33 protein-coding genes are annotated in these 26,565 nt (G+C 60.8%); 3 read left to right on the forward strand and 30 right to left on the reverse strand.

Annotated elements, in window-relative coordinates; all coding sequences use genetic code 11:
• Positions 1–33: 33 nt before the first annotated feature.
• From tsaD to coaA, 7 genes are all read right to left on the reverse strand, one after another.
• Complete coding sequence (tsaD, locus tag ACIQLF_RS12400) at positions 34–1,107, reverse strand: tRNA (adenosine(37)-N6)-threonylcarbamoyltransferase complex transferase subunit TsaD (protein WP_400298698.1); 1,074 nt, start codon at positions 1,105–1,107, stop codon at positions 34–36.
• Positions 1,108–1,174: 67 nt separating this feature from the next.
• Complete coding sequence (rimI, locus tag ACIQLF_RS12405; protein WP_400299186.1) at positions 1,175–1,609, reverse strand: ribosomal protein S18-alanine N-acetyltransferase; 435 nt, start codon at positions 1,607–1,609, stop codon at positions 1,175–1,177.
• 38 nt (positions 1,610–1,647) lie between these two features.
• Entirely contained in the window at positions 1,648–2,328 is a 681-nt protein-coding gene (gene tsaB, locus ACIQLF_RS12410) for a tRNA (adenosine(37)-N6)-threonylcarbamoyltransferase complex dimerization subunit type 1 TsaB (protein ID WP_400298700.1), read from the reverse strand.
• A gap of 4 nt (positions 2,329–2,332) precedes the next feature.
• On the reverse strand, positions 2,333–2,872 hold the full coding sequence (gene tsaE, locus ACIQLF_RS12415) for a tRNA (adenosine(37)-N6)-threonylcarbamoyltransferase complex ATPase subunit type 1 TsaE (protein WP_400298703.1): 540 nt from the start codon (positions 2,870–2,872) through the stop codon (positions 2,333–2,335).
• Between the two features lie 25 nt (positions 2,873–2,897).
• On the reverse strand, positions 2,898–4,100 hold the full coding sequence (alr, locus tag ACIQLF_RS12420) for an alanine racemase (RefSeq protein ID WP_400298706.1): 1,203 nt from the start codon (positions 4,098–4,100) through the stop codon (positions 2,898–2,900).
• 133 nt (positions 4,101–4,233) lie between these two features.
• Positions 4,234–4,632 carry a large conductance mechanosensitive channel protein MscL gene (mscL, locus tag ACIQLF_RS12425; protein ID WP_400298709.1) on the reverse strand — a complete coding sequence of 133 codons (399 nt, stop codon included), beginning with the start codon at positions 4,630–4,632 and terminating at the stop codon, positions 4,234–4,236.
• Between the two features lie 83 nt (positions 4,633–4,715).
• Positions 4,716–5,675 (reverse strand): type I pantothenate kinase, encoded by a 960-nt coding sequence (gene coaA / locus ACIQLF_RS12430; RefSeq protein WP_400299188.1) that lies wholly within the window; start codon positions 5,673–5,675, stop codon positions 4,716–4,718.
• A 147-nt stretch (positions 5,676–5,822) separates the two neighbouring features.
• Between coaA and glmS the strand changes: the two genes are divergently transcribed.
• Complete coding sequence (gene glmS, locus ACIQLF_RS12435) at positions 5,823–7,694, forward strand: glutamine--fructose-6-phosphate transaminase (isomerizing) (protein ID WP_400298712.1); 1,872 nt, start codon at positions 5,823–5,825, stop codon at positions 7,692–7,694.
• A gap of 255 nt (positions 7,695–7,949) precedes the next feature.
• Here glmS and ACIQLF_RS12440 read toward each other — a convergent pair whose 3' ends face one another.
• On the reverse strand, positions 7,950–8,507 hold the full coding sequence (locus tag ACIQLF_RS12440; protein WP_400298715.1) for a DinB family protein: 558 nt from the start codon (positions 8,505–8,507) through the stop codon (positions 7,950–7,952).
• 131 nt (positions 8,508–8,638) lie between these two features.
• Between ACIQLF_RS12440 and ACIQLF_RS12445 the strand changes: the two genes are divergently transcribed.
• Together ACIQLF_RS12445 and ACIQLF_RS12450 are read left to right on the forward strand one after the other, a co-directional pair.
• Positions 8,639–8,989, forward strand: a complete 351-nt coding sequence (locus ACIQLF_RS12445; RefSeq protein WP_387526385.1) for a holo-ACP synthase — start codon at positions 8,639–8,641, stop codon at positions 8,987–8,989.
• A gap of 147 nt (positions 8,990–9,136) precedes the next feature.
• Positions 9,137–10,612, forward strand: coding sequence for an NAD(P)H-hydrate dehydratase (locus ACIQLF_RS12450; RefSeq protein ID WP_400298719.1), 1,476 nt, complete (start codon positions 9,137–9,139; stop codon positions 10,610–10,612).
• Between the two features lie 113 nt (positions 10,613–10,725).
• On the opposite strand, the gene ACIQLF_RS12455 is transcribed toward ACIQLF_RS12450, so the two are convergent.
• From ACIQLF_RS12455 to rplX, 22 genes are all read right to left on the reverse strand, one after another.
• A complete protein-coding gene (locus tag ACIQLF_RS12455; protein WP_400298722.1) occupies positions 10,726–12,069 on the reverse strand; it encodes a UDP-glucose dehydrogenase family protein in 1,344 nt (447 codons plus the stop codon).
• A gap of 122 nt (positions 12,070–12,191) precedes the next feature.
• Positions 12,192–13,538 carry a phosphoglucosamine mutase gene (gene glmM / locus ACIQLF_RS12460; RefSeq protein ID WP_400298725.1) on the reverse strand — a complete coding sequence of 449 codons (1,347 nt, stop codon included), beginning with the start codon at positions 13,536–13,538 and terminating at the stop codon, positions 12,192–12,194.
• 175 nt (positions 13,539–13,713) lie between these two features.
• Positions 13,714–14,214, reverse strand: coding sequence for a 30S ribosomal protein S9 (gene rpsI / locus ACIQLF_RS12465; RefSeq protein WP_387526397.1), 501 nt, complete (start codon positions 14,212–14,214; stop codon positions 13,714–13,716).
• Between the two features lie 36 nt (positions 14,215–14,250).
• Positions 14,251–14,694 carry a 50S ribosomal protein L13 gene (gene rplM, locus ACIQLF_RS12470; RefSeq protein ID WP_209998382.1) on the reverse strand — a complete coding sequence of 148 codons (444 nt, stop codon included), beginning with the start codon at positions 14,692–14,694 and terminating at the stop codon, positions 14,251–14,253.
• Positions 14,695–15,080: 386 nt separating this feature from the next.
• Complete coding sequence (gene truA / locus ACIQLF_RS12475; RefSeq protein WP_400298729.1) at positions 15,081–16,034, reverse strand: tRNA pseudouridine(38-40) synthase TruA; 954 nt, start codon at positions 16,032–16,034, stop codon at positions 15,081–15,083.
• Between the two features lie 178 nt (positions 16,035–16,212).
• Complete coding sequence (gene rplQ / locus ACIQLF_RS12480; RefSeq protein ID WP_400298732.1) at positions 16,213–16,725, reverse strand: 50S ribosomal protein L17; 513 nt, start codon at positions 16,723–16,725, stop codon at positions 16,213–16,215.
• Positions 16,726–16,810: 85 nt separating this feature from the next.
• On the reverse strand, positions 16,811–17,818 hold the full coding sequence (locus ACIQLF_RS12485) for a DNA-directed RNA polymerase subunit alpha (RefSeq protein WP_209998403.1): 1,008 nt from the start codon (positions 17,816–17,818) through the stop codon (positions 16,811–16,813).
• Between the two features lie 169 nt (positions 17,819–17,987).
• Positions 17,988–18,392 carry a 30S ribosomal protein S11 gene (gene rpsK / locus ACIQLF_RS12490; protein WP_209998414.1) on the reverse strand — a complete coding sequence of 135 codons (405 nt, stop codon included), beginning with the start codon at positions 18,390–18,392 and terminating at the stop codon, positions 17,988–17,990.
• 43 nt (positions 18,393–18,435) lie between these two features.
• The gene (rpsM, locus tag ACIQLF_RS12495; protein ID WP_071212955.1) at positions 18,436–18,810 is read right to left on the reverse strand and encodes a 30S ribosomal protein S13; all 375 of its coding nucleotides are present in this window, start codon (positions 18,808–18,810) and stop codon (positions 18,436–18,438) included.
• A gap of 150 nt (positions 18,811–18,960) precedes the next feature.
• Entirely contained in the window at positions 18,961–19,074 is a 114-nt protein-coding gene (gene rpmJ, locus ACIQLF_RS12500) for a 50S ribosomal protein L36 (RefSeq protein ID WP_013349661.1), read from the reverse strand.
• A gap of 90 nt (positions 19,075–19,164) precedes the next feature.
• A complete protein-coding gene (gene infA / locus ACIQLF_RS12505) occupies positions 19,165–19,386 on the reverse strand; it encodes a translation initiation factor IF-1 (RefSeq protein ID WP_068731548.1) in 222 nt (73 codons plus the stop codon).
• Between the two features lie 417 nt (positions 19,387–19,803).
• Positions 19,804–20,634 carry a type I methionyl aminopeptidase gene (gene map, locus ACIQLF_RS12510; protein ID WP_400298739.1) on the reverse strand — a complete coding sequence of 277 codons (831 nt, stop codon included), beginning with the start codon at positions 20,632–20,634 and terminating at the stop codon, positions 19,804–19,806.
• A 104-nt stretch (positions 20,635–20,738) separates the two neighbouring features.
• The gene (locus tag ACIQLF_RS12515; protein ID WP_400298742.1) at positions 20,739–21,311 is read right to left on the reverse strand and encodes an adenylate kinase; all 573 of its coding nucleotides are present in this window, start codon (positions 21,309–21,311) and stop codon (positions 20,739–20,741) included.
• On the reverse strand, positions 21,308–22,612 hold the full coding sequence (gene secY / locus ACIQLF_RS12520; protein ID WP_400298745.1) for a preprotein translocase subunit SecY: 1,305 nt from the start codon (positions 22,610–22,612) through the stop codon (positions 21,308–21,310). The genes ACIQLF_RS12515 and secY overlap by 4 nt, the downstream gene beginning before the upstream one ends.
• 266 nt (positions 22,613–22,878) lie before the next feature.
• Entirely contained in the window at positions 22,879–23,334 is a 456-nt protein-coding gene (gene rplO, locus ACIQLF_RS12525) for a 50S ribosomal protein L15 (RefSeq protein ID WP_209998423.1), read from the reverse strand.
• Positions 23,335–23,336: 2 nt separating this feature from the next.
• Positions 23,337–23,543 carry a 50S ribosomal protein L30 gene (rpmD, locus tag ACIQLF_RS12530; RefSeq protein WP_209998433.1) on the reverse strand — a complete coding sequence of 69 codons (207 nt, stop codon included), beginning with the start codon at positions 23,541–23,543 and terminating at the stop codon, positions 23,337–23,339.
• A gap of 3 nt (positions 23,544–23,546) precedes the next feature.
• Positions 23,547–24,227, reverse strand: coding sequence for a 30S ribosomal protein S5 (gene rpsE / locus ACIQLF_RS12535; RefSeq protein WP_400299191.1), 681 nt, complete (start codon positions 24,225–24,227; stop codon positions 23,547–23,549).
• 29 nt (positions 24,228–24,256) lie between these two features.
• Positions 24,257–24,628: a 50S ribosomal protein L18 gene (rplR, locus tag ACIQLF_RS12540; RefSeq protein ID WP_387526421.1), complete on the reverse strand. Its 372-nt coding sequence runs from the start codon at positions 24,626–24,628 to the stop codon at positions 24,257–24,259.
• 3 nt (positions 24,629–24,631) lie between these two features.
• The gene (rplF, locus tag ACIQLF_RS12545) at positions 24,632–25,168 is read right to left on the reverse strand and encodes a 50S ribosomal protein L6 (RefSeq protein ID WP_400298750.1); all 537 of its coding nucleotides are present in this window, start codon (positions 25,166–25,168) and stop codon (positions 24,632–24,634) included.
• Between the two features lie 21 nt (positions 25,169–25,189).
• Complete coding sequence (rpsH, locus tag ACIQLF_RS12550) at positions 25,190–25,588, reverse strand: 30S ribosomal protein S8 (protein ID WP_068731531.1); 399 nt, start codon at positions 25,586–25,588, stop codon at positions 25,190–25,192.
• Positions 25,589–25,650: 62 nt separating this feature from the next.
• Positions 25,651–26,220: a 50S ribosomal protein L5 gene (gene rplE / locus ACIQLF_RS12555; protein ID WP_400298752.1), complete on the reverse strand. Its 570-nt coding sequence runs from the start codon at positions 26,218–26,220 to the stop codon at positions 25,651–25,653.
• Positions 26,220–26,564: a 50S ribosomal protein L24 gene (rplX, locus tag ACIQLF_RS12560; protein WP_400298755.1), complete on the reverse strand. Its 345-nt coding sequence runs from the start codon at positions 26,562–26,564 to the stop codon at positions 26,220–26,222. The genes rplE and rplX overlap by 1 nt, the downstream gene beginning before the upstream one ends.
• Between the last annotated feature and the right edge of the window lies 1 nt (position 26,565).

The following is a 26,565-nucleotide window of genomic DNA, read 5'->3' on the forward strand; positions in this document are numbered from 1 at the left end:
ATTTATCCACCCGATGGGATCGGAACCACGAGACTAGGCAATCAATGAAATCAGGCTCACCGGCTGGCCGGAGTCCGTGGAGAACTTCAGCCCCGTCGGCTTAACACCGGCAGTGACAAGCTGTGCCCCAAGCGCGGCAACCATGGCTCCGTTGTCGGTGCACAGGCTGATGGGCGGCACCCGAAGCGCAATCCCTGCAGAGGCGCAGCGGGCAGCCAGAAGCTCACGCAGCCGGGAGTTGGCGGCCACCCCTCCCCCGAGCAACAAGTTGGTCAGTCCGTGTTCCTGACAGGCGCGAACCGCCTTTGAGGTGATGACATCGACAACGGCTTCCTGGAAGGAAGCGGCAATGTCCGCCACCGGCACTTCCTCTCCGCGTTTTTGGTACTGCTCAACGCAACGGGCCACTGCGGTCTTCAAACCGGAGAACGAGAAGTCATGGCGGTGCTTGCCGGGCTCTTCAGCGGTGCCGACAAACTTGGGCATCGTCAGCCCGCGCGGGAAACGGATGGCCTTGGGGTCGCCTTCCTTGGCAATCCTGTCGATGGCAGGGCCTCCGGGGTAGCCCAGCCCAAGGAGGCGGGCCACCTTGTCGTAGGCCTCGCCCGCCGCGTCGTCGATGGTCGCACCCAACAATCGGACATCCTCGGAGAGTGAATTCACCTGCAGGATTTCCGTGTGGCCACCTGAGACCAGGAGCGCACCAAGGTTTTCGGGCAGCGTTCCGCCGTCCAGCACACCGACCCCGACATGTGCAACTAGATGATTAATCGCATAGAGGGGTTTTCCACTAGCCAGGGCAAGTGCCTTGGCGGCGGCCACCCCCACCATCAGGGCTCCGGAAAGGCCCGGACCGCTGGTGACGGCGATTGCGTCGATTTCATCCAACGTGACCCCGGCCGCCGAGAGGGCTGACTCAAGGGTTGGCACAAATTCGTTCAAGTGGGCGCGCGAGGCAATCTCGGGGATCACGCCGCCAAAGCGCACGTGTTCTTCCATGGAGGAGGCAACGGCGTTGACCAGCATCTCGGTGCCGCGCACGATCCCCACCCCTGTTTCGTCGCAGGACGATTCGATGCCAAGAACAAGGGGATTGGAAACAGACATAGCCATAATTTTAGGTCTCCTGACCCTGATTAATCGAAGTGGACGGGTGCCGGGCACCCGGCCGGTGCTATTCGGAAGGGATCAAGACCTTGCGCATGATGATCGCGTCCACTCCGTCGCGGTAGTAGCGCGGGCGCCTGTGGATCACTTCGAACCCGTGGCGTTCGTAGAGGCCCTGGGCACGGGGATTGTCGGCCCGGACCTCCAGCAGCAGGTCGGTTGCACTTTGGTCGATGGCACGTGAAATCATGGTGCGCAGCAGATGCGTCCCGATTCCACGTCCTTCATACTCGGGGATGACGGCAATCGTTTGAACGTCGGCCAAGGGCAGCACGCACATGAGCCCGCAATAGGCCACGATTCGGCCCTCGTCTTCAACAACCCAATAGTCGCGGGTGTCGGTGAGGGCCAATTCGTCTGCGAACATTGAAAGGGGCCACGCGTCCACGGGGAACAGCTCCTTTTCCAAGGCCCAGACCTCTGAGAGATCGTCGCTGGCCATGGCACGGGTGCGAAGACCCGCGATCGGCGCGATTTCGTTCACAGCAGCTTCCCCTTCATGACGGCGGGAACCTTGGCATCCGATTCACGCAGGTACAGCGGCTCCGTGGTGAGTGGCCGTTCTCCACTTGCAAGCTGTATTGCGGCACGGGTCCCGATTGCCACGGCATTGGGGTGCGATTCTTCAAACCCTTCAACCACGCTTGCCCCGATGGCTTGAAGCCGTTCGGCGTAGAGTCCTGCCCCCGCCCCGTAAACCGGGAGGGCTGGAAGCTCTTCGGCGACCGTGACATGCGGGCCGTCCAGCAGTTCGCCAGTGCAGGTGTAGCGGGCCCAGTAGAGTTCCTTGCGACGGGCGTCAATGGCAACCACGAACTCCGTCTCGGGTTTGCCTGCCACGGCTTCAAGCGCAATGGCGTCAAGGCTCATCACCCCATGCACCGGAATTTTCCAGACAAAGCCCAGTGTGCGGGCAGTGGCAAGTCCCACACGCAAGCCGGTGAACGGGCCGGGTCCGACGCCCACGACGATGCCCGAGAGACTGTCGCCGCCGATGCCTGCGCTCTTCAACAGACGTTCAACGGCCGGAGCCAAAACCTCGGAGTGGTCGTTGCTGAACGTAGAGGTAAATGAATCCATGACGCGAACGTCGTGCACGTTGGTGGCATCCAGGAGCGCCGCCGAGGCATTGGCTGAGGTGTCAATCGCCAGTAGATACACTTGTCTATTTCCTTGAACTGTTGAAGTCGTTGAGAAGCTCGGCGAGCGCCTCGTGGCGTTCCCAGCGGGGCCCGTATGCGCCAAGGACGATGGTCCGGGGCTCCTCGTCTTCACCTTCGTGGAAGTCGAAGACAAGTTCCCCGCCGGCGTCGGCAGACCCGGCGCGGACCAACGTAATTTCCAGGCGGGAGTCGCTCAGTTGTTCGACTTTTCCTTGCCCCCACTCGACCACCGTGACCGATGACCCCATGCTGCTTTCCAGATCCAGGTCATCCACCTCCCCCGCACTTTCGAGCCGGTAGGCGTCCACATGGACAAGGTCCGGCCCGTGGGCAAGGGAAGGGTGGATCCTCGAGAGGACGAAGGTCGGCGAAATAATGCCTTCTCGTACGCCGAGGCCAAGACCCAGACCCTGGGTGAAGGTCGTCTTTCCTGCTCCCAGTTCTCCCGTGAGCACCAAGAGGTCCCCGGCTTGCAGCAGCTCACCCAAGCGCTGGGCGAAGCGTTGCGTCTCGGCGACATCCTCCACTGCAATCTGCGCCATGAGGGCGGCCCCCCCGCGCACCGGATCACTCACCCGATTCACCCCACGTTCCTTCAACCAGCTGGCGGGGCACGCGCGGGGAAATGCGGGTCACGATTTCATAGTTGATAGTTCCAGCTGCATCGGCCCATTCGGTGACTTGCGGGCCGCCGTCGCCAAAGAGAATGACTTCCGACCCAAGGATTTCCTCCACGTCGACGTCTGGCCCCAGGTCCACCACGAACTGGTCCATCGCGATAGATCCGCGCACCCGGTAGATCTTGCCGTTGATGCTGACCGGCGCATTGCTTGCCACACGGGGAATGCCGTCGGCATACCCCATCGGGATAAGCCCCAAGTAGGTGTCTTCGGTGGTCTGGTAGCGAAGTCCGTAGCCAACGCCCTGTCCCGCCGGAACACGCTTCACGTTTGCCACGCGGCTCACCAGGCGCATTGCCGGGCGTAGGCCGAAGCTCTCGGGGCTTTCGTTTTCGAACGGGCTCAGTCCATAGAGCCCCAAACCCAGCCGCACCATGTCGTAGTGTGCATCGGGGCGGGTGAGGATGGCGGGCGTGTTGGCAATGTGTCGCACTTCAAGGTCAAAGCCCGCGTCCTCGGCAAGCGCCACGGCTTCGTTGAAGGCCGTGAGCTGTTCGTCGGTTTCGGGACGCTCGGGTTCATCGGCTACGGCCAAGTGGGAGAACACGCCAACGATGCGCATGAGCCCATCCTCCTGGTAGCTCGCGGCACGCCCCAGGAGGCCATCCCAGTCGGCGGGCGTGCTGCCGTTGCGTCCCAGACCCGTGTCGATCTTGAGGTGGACGCGGGCGGGCTGTGCGGCGGCCTCGGCGGCACGGGCCACGTAGTCCAGTTCCCATCCGGAAACCGCGATGTCGATGTTTGCGGCAATGGCTTCCTCAAAGGGAGTGCCCTCGGTGTGGAGCCATGCCAGCAGCGGGGCGTTGAGTCCTGCTTCACGGAGTTTCAGCGCCTCGGTGACGTGGGCGCAACCCAACCATGTGGCACCGGCCTGAAGAGCCGCGCGACCCACCGCGACGGCACCGTGTCCGTACCCGTCGGCCTTGACCACTGCCATGATTTTTGCGGGGGCCACAAGTTCGGATACTCGTTTGACGTTTTCGCGCACGTTTGCCAGGTCGATGATTGCTCGGCGTTCCCAGTTCGGCGTCGTTGCCGGCTTCTGGTCGCTGGTCGGGTTCTCGGGCTGTTCATTTGATTGCGCACTCACCGAACGATTATCCCACTTTCGCCCCGCTGCTTTCTCCATGGGCGCGGACCTGCGTGAGCCGACATGAAAAATGCTCCGTTGCCTTCAGAAGGGAAGGCAACGGAGCATCGGAATCGGGGGGCTTTGGGCCGTGTTAGTTGGTTCGGCTCTTGAGTTCGTCCCGGATTTCAGCGAGGATCGCGAGCTGCGGGTCTTCCTTGGCTTCTGGTTCTTCGATGCCCAGACGGGCCTTGCTCATATCGGAGAGCTTCTTCATCGGCACCACGACCGCGAAGTAGATGGCCGCGGCCACGAGCAAGAAGTTCACGAGGACGGTGAGGAAGGCCCCGAACTCTACCCTGACGCCCTCGCGTATGGTCCAGACCAGGAAACCGTCAAAGGTAGGTGAGCCGACCAGACCTGCGATCAGCGGCATGAGGATCTTGTCAACCAACGCGGTGACAACGGCACCGAATGCCGCACCAATGACAACGGCGACGGCAAGGTCAACGACATTGCCCTTCATTATGAAATCTCTGAATCCCTTAAGCATGTGCCCAGCTTTTCATACAAATAGGCCAAATATCATGGGTTGACCGGCCGTTTCACAAAATTTTGGCATCTAGGCCACAAGAGTTAGATCTTGCGGAGCAGCATTCGTCGGATGGAATGGTCGGCGGATTTGCTGAGCACCAACTGGGCCCGGCCACGCGTTGGAATGACGTTCTCGCGCAGGTTCGGTTCATTGATTCGCTTCCAAATACCGTGCGCGGTTTCCCTTGCTTCCTCATCACTGAGGTTGGCGTAGCGGTGGAAGTACGATGCAGGATCCGAGAACGCCCCGGAGCGCAGTTTCATGAACCTGCTGATGTACCACTCTTCAATGTCGGCAGTGCGTGCATCCACGAAGACCGAGAAGTCAAAGAAATCACTCAGTGCAAGTCCGGCAATGCCATCCATGCGGGCACGCGCCGGCTGCAGCACGTTGAGTCCCTCGACGATAAGTACCTGCGGCGAACGGACCACGACCTCCTTGCCCGGCACAATGTCATAGGTCAGGTGCGAGTACCACGGTGCACGAACTTCGGGAGCCCCGGACTTCACTTCGGAAACGAACCGAAGCAGCCGCCGCCGGTCGTACGATTCGGGGAACCCCTTGCGGTGCATGATCCCGCGCTTTTCCAAATCGGCGTTTGGATAGAGGAAACCATCCGTGGTGATCAGCTGAACGTCGGGGGTATCGGGCCAGCGGCGCAGCAGCTCCTGCAGCACGCGAGCGGTCGTTGACTTGCCTACGGCCACGGATCCCGCTACACCGATCACGAACGGGGTGCGGCTGGTTTTTTCACCCAGGAAGGTGTTGGTTGCCTGGTGAAGGGACGCTGCACCTTGGACATAAAGGTTCAGCAATCGCGAAAGAGGCAGATACACCTCACGGATTTCTTCAAGGTTTAGCTGTTCGCCCAAGCCACTAAGCCGCTGCAGGTCCGCCTCATCGAGGGGCTGCTGCATTTCATTGGATAGGCGCGCCCATGTCTGACGGTCTAATTCGACGAAAGGTGTCGCACCGAAGTCGACCGTACGCTGTCCATTCACGCCTTGAATTGTGCCAAGAAAGCACCTATTAACCCAAACTTCAACCGATCGCTCGTTTCGGGCGACATGGTAAAGCCCATAAAACCCCGATGCTCTCTCACGGCATAAATGCACTTTTCGGCACTTTTCGGCATGTACTCTTTTTTCATGTGTGGAATCGTTGGATATGTAGGTAACCCAGAACGAACGGCCTCTCACGGCGCGCTCGAAGTCATCATCGAAGGCCTCCGTCGCCTCGAGTACCGCGGCTATGACTCGGCCGGAATCGCCGTAGTCACCGATGCCGGCGTTGACTCGCGAAAGAAGGCCGGCAAGCTCGCCAACCTCATCGCGAACCTCGAAGAGGACCCACTGCCACAATCTGTCACGGGCATTGGCCACACGCGTTGGGCAACCCACGGCGGCCCCACCGACCTCAATGCGCACCCGCACAAGGCGGACAACGGCAAGCTGGCGCTTATCCACAACGGCATCATTGAGAACTTCGCCGAGTTGAAGGCGCTGCTGCTCAAGGAAGGCGTCGAATTCCTCTCCGACACCGACACCGAAGTCGCGGCAGCACTGCTCGGTTCGGTTTACCGTGGCGCCGGCCAAGGCGACCTGACCCGTTCCATGGAACTAACCGCGCGCCAGCTTGAAGGAGCCTTCACCCTTCTGGCCGTTCATGCAGACCACCCGGGTGTCGTTGTTGCCGCACGCCGCAACTCGCCCTTGGTCTTGGGCCTTGGCGACGGTGAGAACTTCCTGGGCTCGGATGTCTCGGGATTCATTGACTTCACCCGCCGTGCCGTTGAGCTTGGCCAGGACCAGATCGTCACCATCACGCCGGAGAGCCACACCATCACGGACTTCTTCGGCAACCCGGCAGAGGGCAAGGAATTCTCGGTCGACTGGGATGCGGCCAGCGCCGAAAAGGGCGGGTACCCGTCCTTCATGGAAAAAGAAATCAACGACCAGCCAGCCGCGGTGGCCGACACCCTGCTTGGCCGCTCGGATGCATTCGGCCGCCTGACGCTCGATGAAATGCGCATCGCCCCCGAGGAACTCGCCAAGGTCACCAAGATCGTCGTTCTTGCCTGCGGCACTTCCGCCTACGCAGGATCCGTCGCCAAGTACGCCATCGAAAACTGGTGCCGCATCCCGGTCGAGGTCGAGCTCTCCCACGAGTTCCGTTACCGCGACCCGATCGTGGACGCGAACACCCTGATCGTGTCCATCTCGCAGTCCGGCGAAACCATGGACACCCTGATGGCCCTCCGCTACGCCAAGGAGCAGGGCGCCAAGACGCTGTCGATCTGCAACACCAACGGGTCGACTATCCCGCGCGAATCCGATGCCGTGCTCTACACGCACGCCGGACCGGAAATCGCGGTGGCTTCCACCAAGGCGTTCCTGGCTCAGATCACCGCCACCTACTTGCTGGGCCTGTACCTTGCACAGCTGCGCGGCAACCTGTTCAGCGGACAGATCAAGGACATCCTTGCCGACCTCGGCAAGATCCCCGCAAAGATCCAGGACATCCTGGACCGCGGCGAGGAGATCAAGGCACTGGCCCGCTCCATGGCCGAAGCCAATTCGGTGCTCTTCCTCGGTCGCCACGTGGGCTACCCGGTCGCCATGGAAGGCGCACTGAAGCTCAAGGAAATCGCCTACATCCACGCTGAGGGCTTTGCCGCCGGCGAGCTGAAGCACGGTCCGATCGCGCTGATCGACGAAGGACAGCCCGTCTTCGTAGTTGTTCCGTCCCCGCGCGGCCGCGACTCGCTGCACTCCAAGGTCGTCTCCAACATCCAGGAAGTACGTGCCCGCGGCGCCAAGACGCTCGTCATTGCCGAGGCCGGCGATGAATCGGTGCGTGAATTCTCCGAATTCGTCTTCTACGTTCCGGAAACCCCGACCTTGCTGATGCCGTTGCTGGCAACGGTCCCGCTGCAGCTCTTCGCTTGCGAATTGGCTTCGGCCAAGGGCCTTGATGTCGACCAGCCTCGCAACCTGGCCAAGTCGGTCACGGTCGAGTAGACCAAACGTGCTCGGTGTTGGTTTCACTTCCCGCGAGGGGATTGAAACCAACACCGTTGTCGTTTAACGACCCCTGCCCCGCGGATCGGACAAACCTGTTGTCGGCCGCTGAACCCCCGGGCCTGCCCGCACCACGGATCGACGCGGATCGGCACCGCAATAAAGTGGAAGCCAACGAACGCGCAGTGAGGCGAGAAAAAAGGCGAACAATCGACCAGTTCTGGTCGGTGGCCATTCCAGGTGCCGTTTCAGGGATCAGCCGCGGTCCGCGAAAATTCCCTGAACAAATTCGGCTTGCCCCAAATGCTTGGTGGTCTCATTGAGTACGCTCACCAGCCGCACTCCCGCAGTCACCGGCGGATCCCAACGCCGATCAACGATCGTGTCGAAGTCGTTGTCATCCAGTTTGCCAAGAATCCTGCCGCTGAACCGATGTACCGAACGGTAGTAACCGAGCAGATATTCGCCCTCAAACATCGTGAACGCTTCCACCTGCCCGCTGCTGTGCCCATAGCCGGTATCAAGTTCCCTGTAGGGCAACTGAAACCTTGAACGCCAACCGTCGACGACCCAACGCTGTTCCACCCGGTCCTCGGGCCACAAACTGTTGGCAAGGTGCACGAAGTGGTCATCTTGCACCCGACTAAGATGCCAAATCAACCACCCGATGTGGTTGGTGTTCTTCGTCGGCCGAAAGCGCAACAGCTCCGGTTCGGCTTGGTCAAGCAGGGCTTCGATCCCCTCCAGGACCCGAGCGAAACCGTCGCGCAGGAGTGCGTTGGCCTCTGTAACCGATGCCGCTGAATGCTCCATGAGTCCCTTGCCCCTTTGATTCCGGACGCCCCTGATCTTCACGTCGTCCAATAAACAAGACTCGTCCAACCTTCCTAAGAGTTCAATGGCCGTTTCGATCCGCCACGACGTTCACGGATAAACTCGAATCCATGATCGTGGGAATTGGTGTAGATGTTGTCGAGGTATCTAGGTTCAAGGCGCAGCTGGAACGCACGCCTGCACTCATCGAACGGCTTTTCGTTCCGGCGGAACGGGATCTGCATGTTCGGTCCCTGGCTGCCCGTTTTGCCGCCAAGGAAGCCATAGCCAAGGCCCTGGGCGCACCGGCCGGAATGAATTGGCAGCACTGCCAAATCGTCAAGGACGATGCTGGCGATCCACATGTACTGCTCGACGGGTCCGTCGCCGAAGTCGCCGCGGCCAAGGGCATTCTCTATTGGCATCTTTCCATGAGCCACGACGGGGATCTTGCCACCGCCATGGTCGTCGCCGAACGCTAGACGGTTCACCAAATTTGCTGGTGGGAACCGGCTTCTCATTTCAGGCGCAAGGCCACAGATGGGGCATGTACCGGACGGAGTCGGTATTCTGTCAATATGATTCCCGTGTACAGAGGTTCCCAGGTACGTACGGCAGAAATCCCCTTGGTGCGTGATTCCGGATCATTCCGGCTGATGCGTTTGGCAGCGGATGCACTGGCTCACCACGCGGTGCTGATGTTGCGCGAGTATTCGGGGAAACTCTACGGCTCACGTGTGGTCGGACTCATCGGACCGGGAAACAACGGCGGTGACGGCTTGTACGCCATGGCTTCCCTGGCGAAGCGCGGCGTTAGATGCACCGCAGTTTTACTCGACGAACGTGCCCATCCCGAAGCCTTGAAAGCATTCGGACGTGCAGGCGGGCGCTCCTCGGACGCCGCGCACCTCCCCCGACTGCTTGAAGACTGCGACCTGCTAATTGATGCCGTCTACGGCACCGGAGTCCGCCCAGGCGTGGTCCTGCCGAAGATTCCGCAACATGTGCCCGTACTGGCGTGTGACCTGCCCAGCGGTGTCGATGCCGATACCGGAGCAGTCGCCCCCACGGTGATTGCCGCCGATCGCACCGTGAGCTTCGGCGCGCTGAAGACCGGATTGGTCGTAGGCCCCGGGCATTTGGTATCCGGGCAAATCAACGTGGTCGACATCGGACTGCGTAAGACCCTGCCCGTGCCGGAGGCCTGGGTGGTGCAGGGCGACGATCTTGAAGTGCTGTTGAACCGCCCGTCGGACTGGCAGGTATCGGGTCAGCACAAATACCAACGGGGCGTCCTGGGCCTGTTTGCGGGTTCCCCGCGCTACCCGGGGGCGGCGGTGCTGACCGCACGGGCCGCGACCTCCAGCGGCCTGGGGTTGCTGCGAACCATGGTCCCGGAGCAGGTGGCACCGGCAATGGCCGGAGCCGTGCCCGAAGCTGTGCCCCTGTCGCCGCAGGAACTCACCGCATTGCTCACCCACAGCCGCCGCAACGACCGTGAAAGCGCCAAGCGCATCGGCGCCTGGGCAGTCGGCCCGGGGCTGGACGATACCCCGGACAACCGCAATACGCTTGCACAGATCTTGGCGGCAGATACTCCATGCGTGGTCGATGCCGGGGCGCTGGGCATGCTTGAACCGGGCGAAAACCACCAGCTTCGGATCCTGACCCCGCATACCGGCGAGCTGCATACCCTGTTGTCCAAGGCCGGTGTCCGGGTGAGCGCAACAGACATTGCGGAGGACCCGGTACGCTGGGCGCGCTGGGCGGCGGTCGCCTACGACTGCGTGATCCTGCTGAAGGGTTCGGCGACAATCTGCACGGCACCCGATGGCTACACCCTGATCGTGCACGCCGCCACACCGGATTTGGCGACGGCCGGCAGCGGTGACGTGTTGACCGGTTTGCTTGGAACGCTGGTGGCCGCAACCCGGTTCCCCGCCAAGGAGTCCGAGGCCAATCTCATGCACCGGCTGACTGACATAGCTGCAAGCGGGGCGCTCATTCACGCCCACGCCGGCGCGCTGGCGGCGCTGGAAGGCACGCTAAGCGCCGTGGACCTCCTCCGGGCACTTCCACGAGCAGCGCGGGACTTGGGGCTCTGAGATACCTCTCCAGCCGCTTTTGCTCCAGCCAAAACGACGGGCCTTGCTTTTGGCTTCGTGAAGTCAAATGCAAGGCCCGTCGTCCATCCGGTGGTCGTGGGTTCGGGAATGGACTAAGGTTGCGCGTCCAACGGGGCATAGTGCTGGCCCATGCCGATGATTTCCCACCCTTCCGATTCCCATGCCTTGCGATCCAGTACGATTCGGCCGTCGATGATGCGGCGTGAACCGACCAAGGGGTTCAGGTCCCCCGGTGTCAACTGCCTGAACTCGGCCCACTCTGTCAGCAGCAAGACCACGTCGGCGCCGCCGACGGCATCGGCAAGGTCCTTGGCATATGCCAAGCGCGGGAAGCGTGCGGCGGCGTTCTTGTTGCCCTTGGGGTCGTAGACGGACACCTCGGCTCCGGCGTTGTAAAGTCGCACGGCAATGTCGAGGGCCGGCGAATCGCGCACGTCGTCGCTATCCGGCTTGAACGTCACCCCGAGCACGGCGATCTTCTTGCCGACCAAGTCGTCGTTGAGCATTGCATGGGTCAAGCGCACCACGCGTTCGCGACGGCGGAGATTGATCTCGTCGACCTCGGCCAGGAATCCCATCGTGTGCGTCAGTCCAAGTTCGCTGACGCGTGCCTGCAGCGCCCGAATGTCCTTGGGAAGGCAGCCGCCGCCGAAGCCTACCCCGGCGTTAAGGAACTTGCGCCCGATGCGCACGTCATGGCCCAGAGCATCGGCAAGCGTCGTGATGTCCCCGCCGATGGTCTCGGTGACCTCTGCAAACGAATTGATGAAGGAAATCTTCGTGGCCAGGAAGGCGTTGGCTGCCACCTTTACCAATTCGGCCGTCTCGAAGTCCGTGACAATCAACGGGGTGTCCGCGGCCAGGGCCTTTGCGTAGACCTTGCGCAGGATCTCCACAGGTTCTGTGTCCTGCGCGCCGATGACAAGCCGGTCCGGGGTCATGGTGTCTGCCACGGCAAAGCCTTCGCGCAGGAATTCGGGATTCCAGGCCAACATGATCTTGGAGTCCGGGTGCGCCTCGGCCTCTATCAATGACTTCAGGCGTCGCGCCGTTCCCACGGGCACCGTCGATTTGCCCACGATGAGGGCTTCCCCGCGAATGCGTTGGGCCAGTTCGCGGACTGCCGCATCGACGTAGCGCAGGTCAGCGCCGTGGCCGTCAGCCCGCTGGGGTGTGCCGACTCCGACGAAATGGATGTCCGCCCATTCGGCGACCAGGTCGTAGTCGGTGGTGAATCGCAGCCGGCCGGTTGCAACGTGCTTTCGCAGCAGCTCGGGCAAGCCCGGTTCATGGAAAGGCAGTTGGCCCAGGGCCAGCGAATCAATCTTGGCTTGGTCAATATCCAAGCCGATGACTTCAAAACCCAATTCAGCCATGCATGCGGCGTGGGTTGCGCCCAGATACCCGGTGCCCACCACCGATATTTTCAACGTCATGCCCGTGGGACACCCTTTCTCAAACTCTTGCGCACGCATTCTGCGGCGCAACCATCAGCAATGTGGCCGGGCGAAACGGACCTCCGTCCGCCCCGCCCGGCCACACCCAACTACTTGGTTTCCTAGAGCGCAAGCTCTCGCGAAACTACATCCGCCAGGGACTTTGCAATGGCCTCGGCAACGGACTGTGAGGTTGCCTCAACCATGACACGAACAACGGGTTCGGTGCCGGACGGGCGCAGCAGCACCCGACCCGAATCGCCAAGCTCGGCCTCGGCCGCAGCGACGGCGTCGGCAAGCACCACATTGGACGGAGCCGCTGCCTTGTCCACGCCCTTGACGTTGATCAAGATCTGCGGCAAGACCGTCATGGCGCCGGCGAGCTCCTTCAGCGTCTTGCCGGTTGCATTGACACGCGCAGCGATCTGCAAGCCGGTCAACACGCCGTCGCCCGTCGTGGCGTAGTCGGCAAAAATCACGTGGCCGGATTGTTCGCCACCCAGGTTGTAGTCGCCTTCGCGCATGCCCTCGAGCACGTATCTGTCCCCCACGCCGGTTTCCTTGACTGTTATTCCGGCTTCGCGCATGGCGATCTTGAGGCCCAGGTTGCTCATCACCGTGGCAACCAGGGTGTTGTCCTTCAACGTGCCGAGGTCCTTCATGGCCATGGCCATGATTGACATGATCTGGTCGCCGTCGACGACGGTTCCCTCGTGGTCCACGGCCAGGCAGCGGTCGGCGTCGCCGTCGTGCGCGATTCCCAGGTCTGCGCCGTGTTCAACCACAGCTGCCTGCAGGTTCTCAAGGTGTGTTGAACCGTAGCCGTCGTTGATGTTGATGCCATCTGGTTCGGCACCGATGACAACCACCTTGGCACCCGCGGCGGCAAAAACCTCCGGGGAGCAACCGCTTGCAGCGCCGTGCGCGCAATCCAGGACGATCTTCATGCCGTCCAGGCGGTTCGGCAGGGACTGCAAGAGGTGCATGATGTAGCGGTCTTCGGCATCCGCGAAGCGAGTCACCCGTCCCACGTCGCCGCCGAGGGGACGATACTTGGGCTTGTCCATCGCTGCTTCAATGGCGTCTTCGAGCGCGTCGTCAAGCTTCTTGCCGCCACGGGCCAGGAACTTGATGCCGTTGTCGGGCGCCGGGTTGTGCGAGGCGGAGATCATCACGCCGAAGTCCGCGCCGAGGTCCGCGACCAGGTATGCGGCGGCCGGGGTCGGCAGTGTTCCGGCCTCGTGCACATCGACGCCGGACGCGGCAAGCCCCGCCTCGATGGCAGCCGAAAGGAAGTCGCCACTGATCCGGGGATCCTTGGCCACCACCGCCATGGGCCTACGCCCATCTTTTATTTGTTCATGCCCCAGCACCATTGCGGCGGCCTGTGAAAGCGCCATCGCCAATTCTGGGGTCAAGAGTTCGTTTGCTTTTCCGCGGACACCGTCGGTCCCAAATAACCTTGCCATCGTCATCCATCATAGGGCCACAACTCCCCCGCGGCCGGTATGTGCAGGCCCCGGCGGCAGCTGAGTATCCAATTCGCTAGCGATATTCCCCACAACAAAGGTGTTTTAACGGCCGAAGGGCCCAGGGAATAATCCCTGGGCCCTTCGTGTCGGGCGAAAACCCGACGCAAGCGATTTAGCGCTTGGAGAACTGCGAAGCCTTACGAGCCTTCTTGAGGCCAGCCTTCTTGCGTTCGATGACGCGTGCGTCACGAGTCAAGTAGCCAGCCTTCTTCAGCGGCGCGCGGTTGTTGTCGCGGTCGATTTCGTTCAGCGAACGGGCAATGCCCAAACGCAGAGCGCCGGCCTGGCCCGAAGGGCCGCCACCGTGGATGCGAGCGATGACGTCGTAGGCGCCATCCAGTTCGAGCAGCTTGAACGGCTCGTTGACATCCTGCTGGTGCAGCTTGTTCGGGAAGTAGTTTTCCAGCGTGCGACCGTTGAGGGTCCACTGGCCGGTACCCGGAACAACGCGAACGCGGGCGATAGCCTGCTTGCGACGGCCAACAGCTGCGCCTGCAACGGTCAGGGCCGGGCGTTCCTTAACAACAACGGCTTCTGCCGATGCGGATTCCGAGGTGTACGAAGCCGGAGCTTCACCCTCGAATTCGGTGATCTCTTCAGTGTTCTGAGCCACGATAATCTCCTAAAGTCTTTTTCTCGGGGCCCAGCGCTACTGCGCGACCTGGGTGATTTCGAAGGTCGTCGGCTGCTGTGCAGCGTGCGGGTGCTCGGCACCGCGGTAGACCTTCAACTTGGACAGCTGCTGTGCAGCCAGGGAGTTCTTCGGAAGCATGCCCTTGATGGCCTTCTCCACTGCCTGAACCGGGTTCTTCTCAAGAAGTTCGGCGTAGGTAACGGACTTCAGGCCGCCCGGGAAGCCCGAGTGGCGGTAAGCGCGCTTGTTTTCGAGCTTGGCGCCGGTCAGGGCAACCTTCTCGGCGTTGATGATGATGACGTGATCGCCCATGTCCATGTGGGGGGCGAAGGTAGCCTTGTGCTTGCCGCGCAGCAGGGTTGCGGCCTGGACGGCGAGGCGACCAAGTACAACGTCTGAAGCATCAATGATGTGCCACTGACGAGTCTGGTCGGCCGGCTTTGGAGTGAACGTACGCACTGTAATTGCCTTTGTTTATTGGTTACTGGTCAAGCACATCTTAGGAAAGTGGCTGTGAGATCCACAATCCTTAGAATGTGCCGTGTTTCGATGCGCTGTAACCAGTTCGCCAGGTGAGGACTGAAAAGACCGGCCGTCCATGAATGTTCGCAATCCCCGCAGACCAGTGGCTCTGCAACTGAGCCGTCACGCGAAGAAGGTTGTGTCGAACAAAGGACACGCACAACAGCCAATAGTCTATCGGATTAACCCCACGTGTACCAAAGCGCGTGGCGTGAGTCCGCCTACGTTTCTCCGGAGGAGGCAACGAGTGCAGGTAATCCGAGGGTGTTGAGAACTCAATCACCGCTCGGATGTTTCCCGCGCAGCTCACCGCACGGTATGTATTACTCGTTGGTTGCGCGTAGTTCCGGCAGATCGGTGGTGATCTCGTGCGGCTTGCGGCGGGTTCGAGTCAGTTCCGCGCGCATCGCAATTTCTTCCACGTCATCGGGATATGCGACTTCCTCAAGAACCAGGGCGCGCGGGTCTGCAAGCATGTTCTTGGAGTCACGCACTGCGGCTTCCAACCTGAGTGCAACCCATCCCGGCCTTTCGCGGCCGTCGCCAACCATCAGGCATGCACCGATCATGGCCCTGACCATGTTGTGGCAGAAGGCGTCTGCCTTCAAATGCGCCACGATGATCCCGGATTCATCTCGGTCAAAATTGAATTCGGTGAGAGTCCGGATGGTTGTGGCACGCTCCCGCGGCTTGCAGAAGGACAGGAAGTCATGACGGCCCAACAGGCTTTCCGCCTCGTCGTTCAGCAGGTCGAGATCGACGTCCTTCTTGTGCCACATGGTGAATGCCCGGGTCAGCGGGTCGAACCGGGCCGGGCCATCGGCAATGCGGTATGAGTATCGACGCCACAGCGCTGAGAAGCGGGCGTCGAAACCTTCGGGTGCCCTGTATGCCTCGTGGACGAGGATGCTTCCGCCTTCGCGTCCCAGGACCCCACGCAGGCGGCGCACCAAAGCGTATCCGGGCTCCAATGCGGCGCCTCGGGCCAGACCGGCGTACTCGGTCTCGGTCAGGTCAAAGTGGACCATCTGGTGGCGGGCGTGGACGCCGGCGTCGGTGCGTCCGGCAACGGTGGTTCTGATGGGGCGCCGAATCAGCATGTTCAAGGCGTCCTCAAGGATGCCCTGCACCGTTGGCAGGCCCGGCTGCAGCGCCCATCCGTTGTACGAGCTGCCGTCATATCCCAGGCGAAGGCACATGCGCACCAAGGCGGGTTCAACGGCGCTTCCCATCGGCGCAAGGGCCGGGTTGGCGATGTTCAGCTCCGGAATATTCATTGACCTTTTCCCCGTCCGGTTGCCAAGCAGCTCTTGGAGACAACCACAAACCAATACCCCTCGGCCGGCATCAAGTCTTGGACAACCGTCCTTGAGGGCTTAGATAAATACTTAAAACATTGGCCCGGTGCATAAGTGCACCGGGCCAATGATTCAGCTATTGCCGAGTAGACAAGGACTAGGCCTTGTTCTCCTCTGCGGCTTCGGTCTCTATAACCTCTGCAGCTTCGGTTGCTTCGGTCTCAACGACCTCTTCAACCGGAGCAGCCTTTGCGGCAGCCTTTTCGGCTTCCTTCACAACGGCCTGCTTCGGGGAAACCGGCTCCATTACCAATTCAATAACAGCCATCGGAGCGTTGTCGCCCTTACGGTTGCCGATCTTGGTGATGCGGGTGTAGCCACCCGGGCGCTCGGCCATGAGCGGTGCGATGTTCTCGAACAGCTCGTGAACGATCGACTTGTTGGTGCGGCTGCGCGAGGCAATGACAGCCTGGACGCGACGACGCGAGGCCAGGTCGCCACGCTTTGCGAACGAGATCAGGCGCTCAGCGTGCGGACGAAGGCGCTTGGCCTTGGTCAACGTGGTGGTGATGGACTTGTTCTCGAACAGCTGCGCGGACAGGTTCGCGAGCATCAAACGCTCGTGAGCTGCGCTGCCGCCGAGACGCGGACCCTTTGGCGGGGTAGGCATAGTGTTCTCCTAATATGGTGGCCTCCACAACCCGGGCAAGCCCGGGTGTGAAGGTTTAAGTTCTGTAGCGGGTGGCTAAGAAGCCTTAGACTTCTTCGTCACCGTAGACGTCATCGTCGCCAATGGCTGCGGCACGTGCGGCCAGATCAAAGCCCGGAGGGGAATCCTTCAGGGCCAGACCCAGATCGATCAGCTTCGCCTTGACCTCGTCGATGGACTTCGCACCGAAGTTACGGATGTCCATCAGGTCGGCCTCGGAGCGAGCAACGAGTTCACCCACGGAGTGGATGCCCTCACGCTTGAGGCAGTTGTACGAACGAACGGTCAATTCGAGGTCTTCGATCGGCAGCGCCATGTCGGCTGCGAGTGCGGCGTCCGTCGGGGACGGGCCGATCTCGATACCTTCAGCGGCAGTGTTCAGCTCGCGTGCCAGGCCGAACAGTTCAACCAAGGTGGTGCCTGCGGATGCAACAGCATCGCGCGGGGCAATCGAATCCTTGGTTTCAACGTCGACAATGAGCTTGTCGAAGTCGGTGCGCTGTTCAACACGGGTGGCCTCCACGCGGAAGGTCACCTTCATTACCGGCGAGTAAATCGAATCCACAGGGATGCGACCGATCTCGGCGTCCGCGTTCTTGTTCTGCGATGCAGAAACATAGCCACGGCCACGTTCGATGGTCAGTTCCATGTCGAACTTGCCCTTCGCGTTCAAAGTCGCGATGTGCAGGTCCGGGTTGTGGAATTCAACGCCGGCTGGCGGGGTGATGTCGGCTGCGGTAACGACGCCCGGGCCCTGCTTGCGCAGGTAGGCGACGACCGGCTCGTCATGTTCGGAGGACACTGAGAGGCTCTTGATGTTAAGAATCAGCTCGGTGACGTCTTCCTTCACGCCGGCTACGGTGGTGAACTCGTGCAGTACTCCGTCGATCCGAACACTGGTGACAGCTGCACCAGGGATGGAGGAGAGCAGGGTACGGCGAAGCGAGTTACCCAGGGTGTAGCCGAAGCCAGGCTCCAACGGTTCAATTACGAAACGGGAGCGGTTCTCCGCTACGACTTCTTCGGTCAGGGTGGGGCGCTGTGCAATAAGCACTTACATTTCCTTTCGGCGAGCGTCCGCTATATGACGCAACACAGGGGGTGGAAACGACGTAAGCCTCGTCGGCGTTCGTCTGGTTCGGTCTGGCTTGCCGTGGCGATCCTGCCGCCGTGTCAAAACCCGAAGGATGATGAACACGGCGGCAGGAAAGCCAGACAGTCAATTAGACGCGGCGACGCTTTGGCGGGCGGCAACCGTTGTGTGCGCTTGGGGAAACGTCCTGGATGGACCCAACCTCAAGGCCAGCAGCCTGCAGCGAGCGGATCGCGGTTTCGCGTCCCGATCCCGGGCCCTTGACGAAGACGTCAACCTTGCGCATGCCGTGGTCCTGTGCGCGCTTTGCGGCGGCCTCGGCGGCCATCTGAGCAGCGTACGGGGTGGACTTGCGTGAACCCTTGAAGCCAACCTCGCCGGCCGAAGCCCACGAGATTACAGCACCGGATGGATCCGTGATGGAAACAATGGTGTTGTTGAAGGTGCTCTTGATGTGCGCCTGGCCGAGCGGGATATTCTTTTTGTCTTTACGACGCGGCTTGCGGACCGCTGCTCCACGAGTCTTGGGGGGCATTCTTACTCCTACGAAAAATTTGGCTTAGTGACGGCCGCTAGATTTAGCGGGTCTTCTTCTTACCGGCGACAGTACGCTTCGGGCCCTTGCGGGTACGAGCGTTGGTCTTGGTGCGCTGACCGCGGACCGGCAGGCCCTTGCGGTGGCGGATGCCTTCGTAGGAGCCGATTTCAACCTTGCGGCGAATGTCAGCTGCCACTTCACGGCGGAGGTCACCCTCAACCTTGAAGCTGCCTTCAATGAAGTCACGCAGCTGAACCAGCTCAGCGTCGGTCAGATCCTTCACGCGAGTGTCCGGGTTGATCCCGGTCTCGGCGATGGTCTGTTCTGCACGGGTCTTGCCCACGCCGTAGATGTAGGTGAGCGCAATGATCACACGCTTTTCGCGTGGGATGTCTACGCCAGCTAGACGAGCCATATGCTATGTCTACCTTTCGATGTGCGGAGGTCTTAAGCAGTACATCCTGGTTACCCAGGCCCCGGCCTCCGTGCCGAGGGATGCATCGCGCGTTTGGATGCTGTACTACCGATTTCATTACTACGCGCAGGGCATTTCCCGTGAGGGAAATTAGCCCTGACGCTGTTTGTGGCGTGGGTTTTCGCAGATCACCATGACCACACCATTACGGCGGATCACCTTGCACTTATCGCAGATCGGCTTCACGCTAGGGTTAACCTTCACGGCTTACTCCTTTTGCGGTTACGGGTTCAGTGGAGCGTAACTACCTTCGTCGACCGGATTCCCGAGGGGAACCTGGACGATGAAAAGTCTTTACTTGTAGCGGTAGACGATACGGCCGCGGTTGAGGTCGTACGGGCTGAGTTCCACCACTACGCGATCCTCTGGGAGGATTCGAATGTAGTGCTGACGCATCTTTCCCGAGATAGTTGCAAGCACAACGTGTCCATTGGGCAGCTCAACACGGAACATCGCATTGGGCAGCGCCTCTGATACGGTGCCTTCTACCTCGATGACACCCTCTTTCTTGGCCATATCCTCCGCTAACTTTTGTTGTCGGCAACATTTATCACCGACAGGTTTATGGTTCTGGCCGCAGTTCTCCCGGTAAACCAAAACAATTGGTTTTGGGCACCAAGGAACAGACAACCAACAGTCAAGCCTACGCGGTGGCTGGCTTAAAGGGAAATCCCCTTGGGTGCCAACTTTAGTTAGTTTGCCCACACCAACACCGAGGCCGAGCTGCCTCCAGGGCGGTGCGTGGACAAGATGGCGACCGCACTGCGCGTTCAATGCCGGGGCTATCCGTGCTTTGACCGACGCCAGCGGTGTGGCGAAACACGCAATGGCATGCCGCCCCGCCATCCATCACCCGCTTGCACACCAGCACGCGCTCCAGGAAAAAAGTGGGCCAGGGTTCAAGAGCCCTGGCCCACTCGTCAAATCTTTTGGCTACGGCGCGATCGGGGACGGCGTGACACCGAACGGAGCGAGGCCCGCCACCCCCCCGTCGTGCGCGGTGAGCACCCAGATACCACCCATGTGCACGGCAACGCTGTGCTCCCACTGCGACGCGCGTGCGCCGTCAACGGTGACGACGGTCCAGTCGTCCTCGAGCACCTTCGTCTCGAGATCGCCGCGCACTAGCATCGGTTCAATTGCCAGGCACATGCCCGGCTTCACCCGCGCTCCGCGGTGGCCGGTGCGGTAGTTCAGCACGTCCGGAGCCTGGTGCATCTCCGAGCCGATGCCGTGGCCCACGTAGTCCTCGAGGATCCCCAGGGGTGCGCCAGGCACCGAGGAAACGAAGTCGTCGATGGCGTCACCGATCTGCCCGACAAAGCGGGCCTCCGCCAGTGCCGCAATGCCGCGCCACATGGCTTCCTGGGTGACATCGGAGAGCCGCTGGTCCTCGGGGTCGGCGGTGCCCATGATGACGGTGCGGGCCGAGTCGGCATGCCAGCCGTCAACGATGGCGCCACCGTCGATCTTCAGCACGTCGCCGTCCTTGAGCACGTACTCGCTCGGGAAGCCGTGGACCACTTCTTCGTTGACGGAGGCACAGATGGTGGCCGGGAATCCGTGGTAGCCCTTGAAGTTGGACTTGGCGCCGTGGCGTTCCAGTACCGAGGCAAAGACGGAATCGACGTGGGCGGTGGTGACGCCGATTTGCGCCGCCGCAACGGCCTCGTCCAGGGCTTCGGCCAATACCAAGCCGGCTTCACGCATCTTGAGGATCTGCTGGTTGGTTTTGTACTCGATTTTTGGTTGGCCGAAAGCCATGGTGTTTGTCCCTTCGAAGACTGATTACCCCTATTATCGCAAAAAGCCGCGGGGACCTGCACGCTATGTGCGGATCCCCACGGCTTTTTGCCTACGGCCTTGGCTTAGGCGTTCTGTTCCAGCGCGTCCAGGACGCGGTTGGTGACTTCATCGATTTCGCCGATTCCATCAACCAGGCGCACGATGCCGCGCTCCTGGTAACGGTTGACCACAACGGCTGTTTCCGCGTGGTAGAGGCCCAGACGGTGGCGGATGACCTCTTCGGTGTCATCCGCGCGGCCTTCGATTTCCGCACGCTTGAGCAACCGGACAACGAGTTCCTCGTCATCGGCGGTGAGCTGCAGAACCGCGTCCAGTTCCACGCCAGCGTCGGAGAGGATCGAGTCTAGCTCATCGACCTGGGCGCTGGTGCGCGGGTAGCCGTCGAGCAGGAAGCCGTTCTTGACGTCTTCCTGGGCCAGACGGTCGCGCACCATCGAGTTGGTGACCGAGTCGGGAACGAAGTTCCCTGCATCGATGTACTTCTTGGCTTCGACGCCGAGGGGTGTTCCACCCTTGACGTTGGCGCGGAAGATATCACCGGTGGAGATTGCCACAACGTTGAGGCGCTCCGAGATACGTACGGCCTGGGTGCCCTTGCCGGCACCTGGCGGTCCAATGATCAACAGTCTTGTCATCGCAGAAGTCCTTCGTAGTGTCGCTGCTGCATTTGTGCGTTGATTTGCTTGACGGTCTCAAGGCCCACACCAACCATGATGAGGATCGAGGTTCCGCCAAACGGGAAGTTCTGATCGGCGTTGAAGAGCACGAATGCAATCAACGGAATCAGTGCCACGAATGCCAGGTAAATGGCACCCGGGAGTGTGATGCGGCTGAGCACGTATTCAAGGTACTCGGCCGTGGGGCGTCCGGCACGGATGCCCGGGATGAAGCCGCCGTACTGCTTCATGTTGTCCGCGACCTCGGTCGGGTTGAACGTGATGGCCACGTAGAAGTACGTGAAGCCCACGATCAACAGCGCGTAGACAGCCATGTACAGCGGGGAGGAACCGGAGAAGTGGGTCGAGATCCACAGCGCCCAGCCCGGAAGTGTTCCGTCCTGGCGGGTGTTGAACGTGACCAGCATGCCCGGCAGGGCAAGCATGGAGGAAGCGAAGATCACGGGGATCACGCCTGCCATGTTTACCTTGATCGGGATATAGGTGGAGGTTCCGCCCACCGTGCGTCGGCCGACCATACGCTTTGCGTACTGGACCGGGATGCGGCGCTGGGACTGTTCAACGAACACGACCAGGGCAATTACGGCCAGTCCGACGAGGATGACGCCGGCGAATGTGCCCCAACCCTGGGACTTGATGATGGCGCCCATCGATACCGGGAAGCCAGAAGCGATGGAGACGAAGATCAGTAGGGACATGCCGTTGCCGACGCCGCGTTCGGTCGCCAGCTCACCCATCCACATAATCAGGCCGGTGCCTGCGGTGAGCGTGATGATCATCAAGATGATCACGATCAGGCTCTGGTCCGGAACGATCGGCAGCTGGCAGCTGGGGAACAAGGTTCCGCTGCGTGCCAGGGAGACCAGCGTCGTTGCCTGCAACAGGCCAAGGGCGATCGTCAGGTAGCGGGTGTACTGTGTCAGGATCGCTTGGCCGGACTGGCCCTCCTTGTGCAGCTCCTCGAAGCGCGGAATGACCACACGCAGCAGCTGGATGATGATCGACGCCGTGATGTACGGCATGATGCCCATCGCGAAGATCGAGACCTGGAGCAGGGCTCCGCCGCTGAACAGGTTGACGAATTGGTAGAGACCGCCGCTGGTGTTGCCGGCGGCCAGACACTGCTGGACGTTTGTGTAGTCCACTCCGGGTGCAGGAATATAAACACCGGCGCGGTAAATCGCGATAATGGCGAGCGTGAACAACAACTTGCGTCGCAGGTCAGGCGTCCGGAATACCCGGGCAATGGCGCTGAACAAGCGTCCTCCTGAATGGTGATGGCCGGGATACCCGGAGATGACCTATCGATTCTACCGGGTGACTAGCGTTACCAACCAAATGCGCCGCGGCTAAAGTGAAATGAATCCCCGAATCGATCGACATTTTCGGCGGGGATTTGGCGCACTCCCTCGGCCATCAGCGGCTGGATGCGTGTCGGAAACGACGAAAGAGGGGTTCCGGGAATCCGTTGCCGAATTCCCGAAACCCCTCTTCACTCAGCTATGAGATCAAAAGACCTAGTAGCTTAGAGCTCTACAGCCGAACCGCCGGCTGCGACGATCTTCTCTGCTGCGGACGAGGAGAAGGCGTTGACCTTCACGTCGACCTTGACGGTGAGCTCGCCCGAGCCAAGGATCTTGACTGGCTCGTTCTTGCGAACGGCGCCCTTCGCGACCAATGCCTCAACGGTGACCTCGCCACCTTCCGGGAACAGCTCCGAAATCTTGTCCAGGTTTACAACCTGGAACTCGACGCGGAACGGGTTCTTGAAGCCGCGAAGCTTCGGAAGGCGCATGTGCAACGGCAGCTGGCCGCCGGCGAAGCCGGCCTTGACCTGGTAGCGTGCCTTGGTGCCCTTGGTACCGCGACCAGCGGTCTTACCCTTGGATGCCTCACCACGACCCACACGGGTCTTGGCCTTCTTGGCACCTTCGGCCGGACGCAGGTGGTGTACCTTCAATGCGTTTTCTTTTTCAGCCATGATTACTTCGCCTCCTCAACCTTTACGAGGTGCGGAACCGTGTTGACCATACCCACGGTCACGGCGTCAGCGGTACGGGTCACGGTGTGACCGATACGCTTCAGACCGAGCGAGCGAAGGGTGTCGCGCTGGTTCTGCTTGCCACCAATGGTGGACTTGATCTGGGTGATTACCAGCGTAGCGTCGCTAGGGACAATGTTCTTTGCCACTACTTACGCACCTGCCTTCTGGTTCTGGATGTTGCGAAGCATCTGCGCCGAAACAACTTCGTCCAACGGCAAGCCACGACGAGCTGCAACTGCCTGAGGCTCTTCAAGAGCCTTCAGAGCGGCAACGGTGCCGTGAACGATGTTGATCTGGTTGCTCGAGCCCATGGACTTGGACAGAACATCGTGGATGCCTGCACATTCCAAGACGGCGCGAACCGGACCACCGGCGATAACGCCGGTACCTGGCGATGCCGGACGGAGGAGAACTACGCCTGCAGCGGCTTCACCCTGCACCATGTGCGGGATGGTGGTGCCGATGCGCGGAACGCGGAAGAAGGACTTCTTGGCTTCTTCTACGCCCTTGGCGATTGCTGCTGGAACTTCCTTAGCCTTGCCGTAGCCGACGCCAACGAGACCGTTGCCATCGCCAACAACAACAAGTGCGGTGAAGCTGAAGCGACGACCACCCTTGACGACCTTGGATACGCGGTTGATAGCTACAACGCGCTCAAGGAACTTGTCCTTGTCTTCGTTGCGGCTGTCCTTCGAATCGCGGCCACGGCCACGACCCTCGCCACGGCCACGGCCTTCACCGCCACGTCCACGGCCTTCGCCACGACGAGCGCCGGCGTTGTCCGTGGCGGGAGCAGCAGCAGTCTCGACTGCCTCAGTAGCTTCAGACACCTGAGTTTCCTTCTTGTTAGTTGCTTCGCTCACAGTGCCAGCCCACCTTCGCGTGCACCTTCAGCAACAGCAGCCACGCGACCGTGGTACTTGTTGCCGCCGCGGTCAAAGACCACGGCTTCGATGCCGGCAGCCTTGGCGCGCTCGGCTACGAGCTCGCCAACGCGCTTGGCCTTGGCGGTCTTGTCGCCATCGAAGGCGCGCAAGTCAGCTTCAAGCGTGGACGCGAACGCCACGGTGATGCCCTTGCTGTCGTCAACGATCTGAACGAACATGTGGCGAGCCGAGCGGTTAACGACCAGGCGCGGACGAAGCTCGGTGCCGGTGATGCGCTTACGAACACGCAGGTGGCGGCGGCCGCGTGCGGCAGCCTTGCTCTTACCCTTGATTCCGATAGCCATGGTTTACTTACCAGCCTTTCCGACCTTGCGGCGGATGATTTCGCCAGCGTAGCGAACGCCCTTGCCCTTGTACGGGTCGGGCTTACGCAGCTTGCGGATGTTGGCGGAAACTTCGCCAACCTGCTGCTTGTTGATACCGGAAACGGTGATCTTGGTGTTGCCGTCGATCGCGAAGGTGATGCCTTCGGGAGCTTCGACAACAACCGGGTGCGAGTAACCGAGGGCGAACTCGAGAGTCGAGCCCTTCAGTGCAACGCGGTAACCGGTACCGTGAATTTCCAGCTTCTTTTCGTAGCCAGCGGTGACACCGATGATCATGTTTTCGATCAGGGTGCGGGTCAGTCCGTGCAGCGAACGCGAATCGCGCTCGTCGTTCGGACGCGACACGGTTACGGTGTTCTCTTCGAGAACAACCGCAATCGGGCTGGGTACGGTGTGGGTCAGTTCGCCCTTGGCGCCCTTGACGGAGACAACGTCGCCATCAATCTTGAGCTCGACGCCGGCAGGAACAGTGATCGGAAGACGTCCAATACGTGACATGGTTTCTTTCTCCCTTTCCCGTTACCAGACGTAGGCGAGGACTTCCCCACCTACACCCTTCTTGGCTGCCTGGCGGTCGGTAAGCAGACCGGAGGACGTGGACAGGATGGCGATGCCGAGTCCACCAAGGACGTGCGGCAAGTTGGTGGACTTTGCGTATACACGCAGGCCCGGCTTCGAAATACGGCGAACGCCAGCGATTGAACGCTCGCGGCTCGGGCCGAACTTCAGGGTGATGGTCAGCTTCTTGCCAACCTCCGCTGCTTCTTCAACGAACGAGGCGATGTAGCCCTGTTCCTTGAGGATCTGGGCAACGCGCACCTTCAGCTTCGACGACGGCATTGCAACCGTGTCGTGGTAAGCCGAGTTGGCGTTACGCAGACGAGTCAGCATATCTGCGACAGGATCTGTCATTGTCATTTGGGCTTCTGCCCTTCCTCGCTACGGTTTCCGCGCAAGCGCGGACCTGCAACGTAGTTGATCTAGTTGGCGGTCTTGAACGGGAAGCCCAGTGCCTTGAGCAAGGCACGACCTTCGTCGTCGGTCTTCGCGGTGGTCACTACGGTGATGTCCATGCCGCGAACGCGGTCGATGGAATCAACATCGATTTCGTGGAACATGGACTGTTCCGTGAGACCGAAGGTGTAGTTGCCGTTGCCGTCGAACTGCTTCGGGCTCAGGCCACGGAAGTCGCGGATACGCGGCAGTGCCAGCGTAACCAAGCGGTCCAGGAATTCCCACATGCGATCGCCGCGAAGCGTAGCGTGGGTACCAATCGGCATGCCTTCGCGCAGCTTGAACTGTGCGATCGACTTGCGTGCCTTGGTAACCAACGGCTTCTGGCCAGTGATGGCGGTGAGGTCGCGAACTGCGCCTTCGATGAGCTTGGAGTCCTTGGCGGCTTCGCCGACACCCATGTTGACTACAACCTTGACCAAGCCCGGAACCTGCATCGGGTTGGCGTAGTTGAACTCAGCCGTGAGGGCTTCGCGGATCTCGGCGGCGTACTTGGTCTTCAGACGTGGCTGGATGTTCACAGCTGCTTCAGTCATTACAGTGCCTTCCCGGAAGACTTGGCGTAGCGAACACGGACGGTCTTGGAGACGCCGTTCTTCTCTACGGTTTCCTCACGGAAGCCAACGCGAGTCGGCTTCTTGGTTTCCGGATCAACGATTGCCACGTTCGAGACGTGGATTGGGGCCTCAACGACCTCAATGCCACCAGTCTGCGTGCCACGCTCGGTCTGACCGGCCTTGGTGTGCTTGGTGACGCGGTTGACGCCTTCAACAATCACGCGCTGTGCTGCCGGGAATACCTTCAGCACCTTGCCCTGCTTGTTGCGGTCGGAACCGGCGATGACCTGAACAAGGTCACCCTTCTTAATCTTTGCACCCATG

Origin of the sequence: Paeniglutamicibacter sp. NPDC091659, from assembly GCF_044756805.1 — a bacterium.
GTDB lineage: Bacteria > Actinomycetota > Actinomycetes > Actinomycetales > Micrococcaceae > Paeniglutamicibacter.

Excerpts from the sequence above, each read along its gene's own strand:
- tsaD (WP_400298698.1), bottom strand. The coding sequence starts at position 1,107 with ATGTCTGTTTCCAATCCCCTTGTTCTTGGCATCGAATCGTCCTGCGAC.
- rimI (WP_400299186.1), bottom strand. The coding sequence starts at position 1,609 with ATGGCCAGCGACGATCTCTCAGAGGTCTGGGCCTTGGAAAAGGAGCTG.
- tsaE (WP_400298703.1), bottom strand. The coding sequence starts at position 2,872 with ATGGCGCAGATTGCAGTGGAGGATGTCGCCGAGACGCAACGCTTCGCC.
- mscL (WP_400298709.1), bottom strand. The coding sequence starts at position 4,632 with ATGCTTAAGGGATTCAGAGATTTCATAATGAAGGGCAATGTCGTTGAC.
- glmS (WP_400298712.1), top strand. The coding sequence starts at position 5,823 with ATGTGTGGAATCGTTGGATATGTAGGTAACCCAGAACGAACGGCCTCT.
- ACIQLF_RS12440 (WP_400298715.1), bottom strand. The coding sequence starts at position 8,507 with ATGGAGCATTCAGCGGCATCGGTTACAGAGGCCAACGCACTCCTGCGC.
- ACIQLF_RS12445 (WP_387526385.1), top strand. The coding sequence starts at position 8,639 with ATGATCGTGGGAATTGGTGTAGATGTTGTCGAGGTATCTAGGTTCAAG.
- ACIQLF_RS12455 (WP_400298722.1), bottom strand. The coding sequence starts at position 12,069 with ATGACGTTGAAAATATCGGTGGTGGGCACCGGGTATCTGGGCGCAACC.
- glmM (WP_400298725.1), bottom strand. The coding sequence starts at position 13,538 with ATGGCAAGGTTATTTGGGACCGACGGTGTCCGCGGAAAAGCAAACGAA.
- truA (WP_400298729.1), bottom strand. The coding sequence starts at position 16,034 with ATGAATATTCCGGAGCTGAACATCGCCAACCCGGCCCTTGCGCCGATG.
- rplQ (WP_400298732.1), bottom strand. The coding sequence starts at position 16,725 with ATGCCTACCCCGCCAAAGGGTCCGCGTCTCGGCGGCAGCGCAGCTCAC.
- rpsK (WP_209998414.1), bottom strand. The coding sequence starts at position 18,392 with ATGCCCCCCAAGACTCGTGGAGCAGCGGTCCGCAAGCCGCGTCGTAAA.
- rpsM (WP_071212955.1), bottom strand. The coding sequence starts at position 18,810 with ATGGCTCGTCTAGCTGGCGTAGACATCCCACGCGAAAAGCGTGTGATC.
- infA (WP_068731548.1), bottom strand. The coding sequence starts at position 19,386 with ATGGCCAAGAAAGAGGGTGTCATCGAGGTAGAAGGCACCGTATCAGAG.
- map (WP_400298739.1), bottom strand. The coding sequence starts at position 20,634 with ATGGCTTTCGGCCAACCAAAAATCGAGTACAAAACCAACCAGCAGATC.
- ACIQLF_RS12515 (WP_400298742.1), bottom strand. The coding sequence starts at position 21,311 with ATGACAAGACTGTTGATCATTGGACCGCCAGGTGCCGGCAAGGGCACC.
- rplO (WP_209998423.1), bottom strand. The coding sequence starts at position 23,334 with ATGGCTGAAAAAGAAAACGCATTGAAGGTACACCACCTGCGTCCGGCC.
- rplR (WP_387526421.1), bottom strand. The coding sequence starts at position 24,628 with ATGGCTATCGGAATCAAGGGTAAGAGCAAGGCTGCCGCACGCGGCCGC.
- rplF (WP_400298750.1), bottom strand. The coding sequence starts at position 25,168 with ATGTCACGTATTGGACGTCTTCCGATCACTGTTCCTGCCGGCGTCGAG.
- rpsH (WP_068731531.1), bottom strand. The coding sequence starts at position 25,588 with ATGACAATGACAGATCCTGTCGCAGATATGCTGACTCGTCTGCGTAAC.
- rplE (WP_400298752.1), bottom strand. The coding sequence starts at position 26,220 with ATGACTGAAGCAGCTGTGAACATCCAGCCACGTCTGAAGACCAAGTAC.
- rplX (WP_400298755.1), bottom strand. The coding sequence starts at position 26,564 with ATGGGTGCAAAGATTAAGAAGGGTGACCTTGTTCAGGTCATCGCCGGT.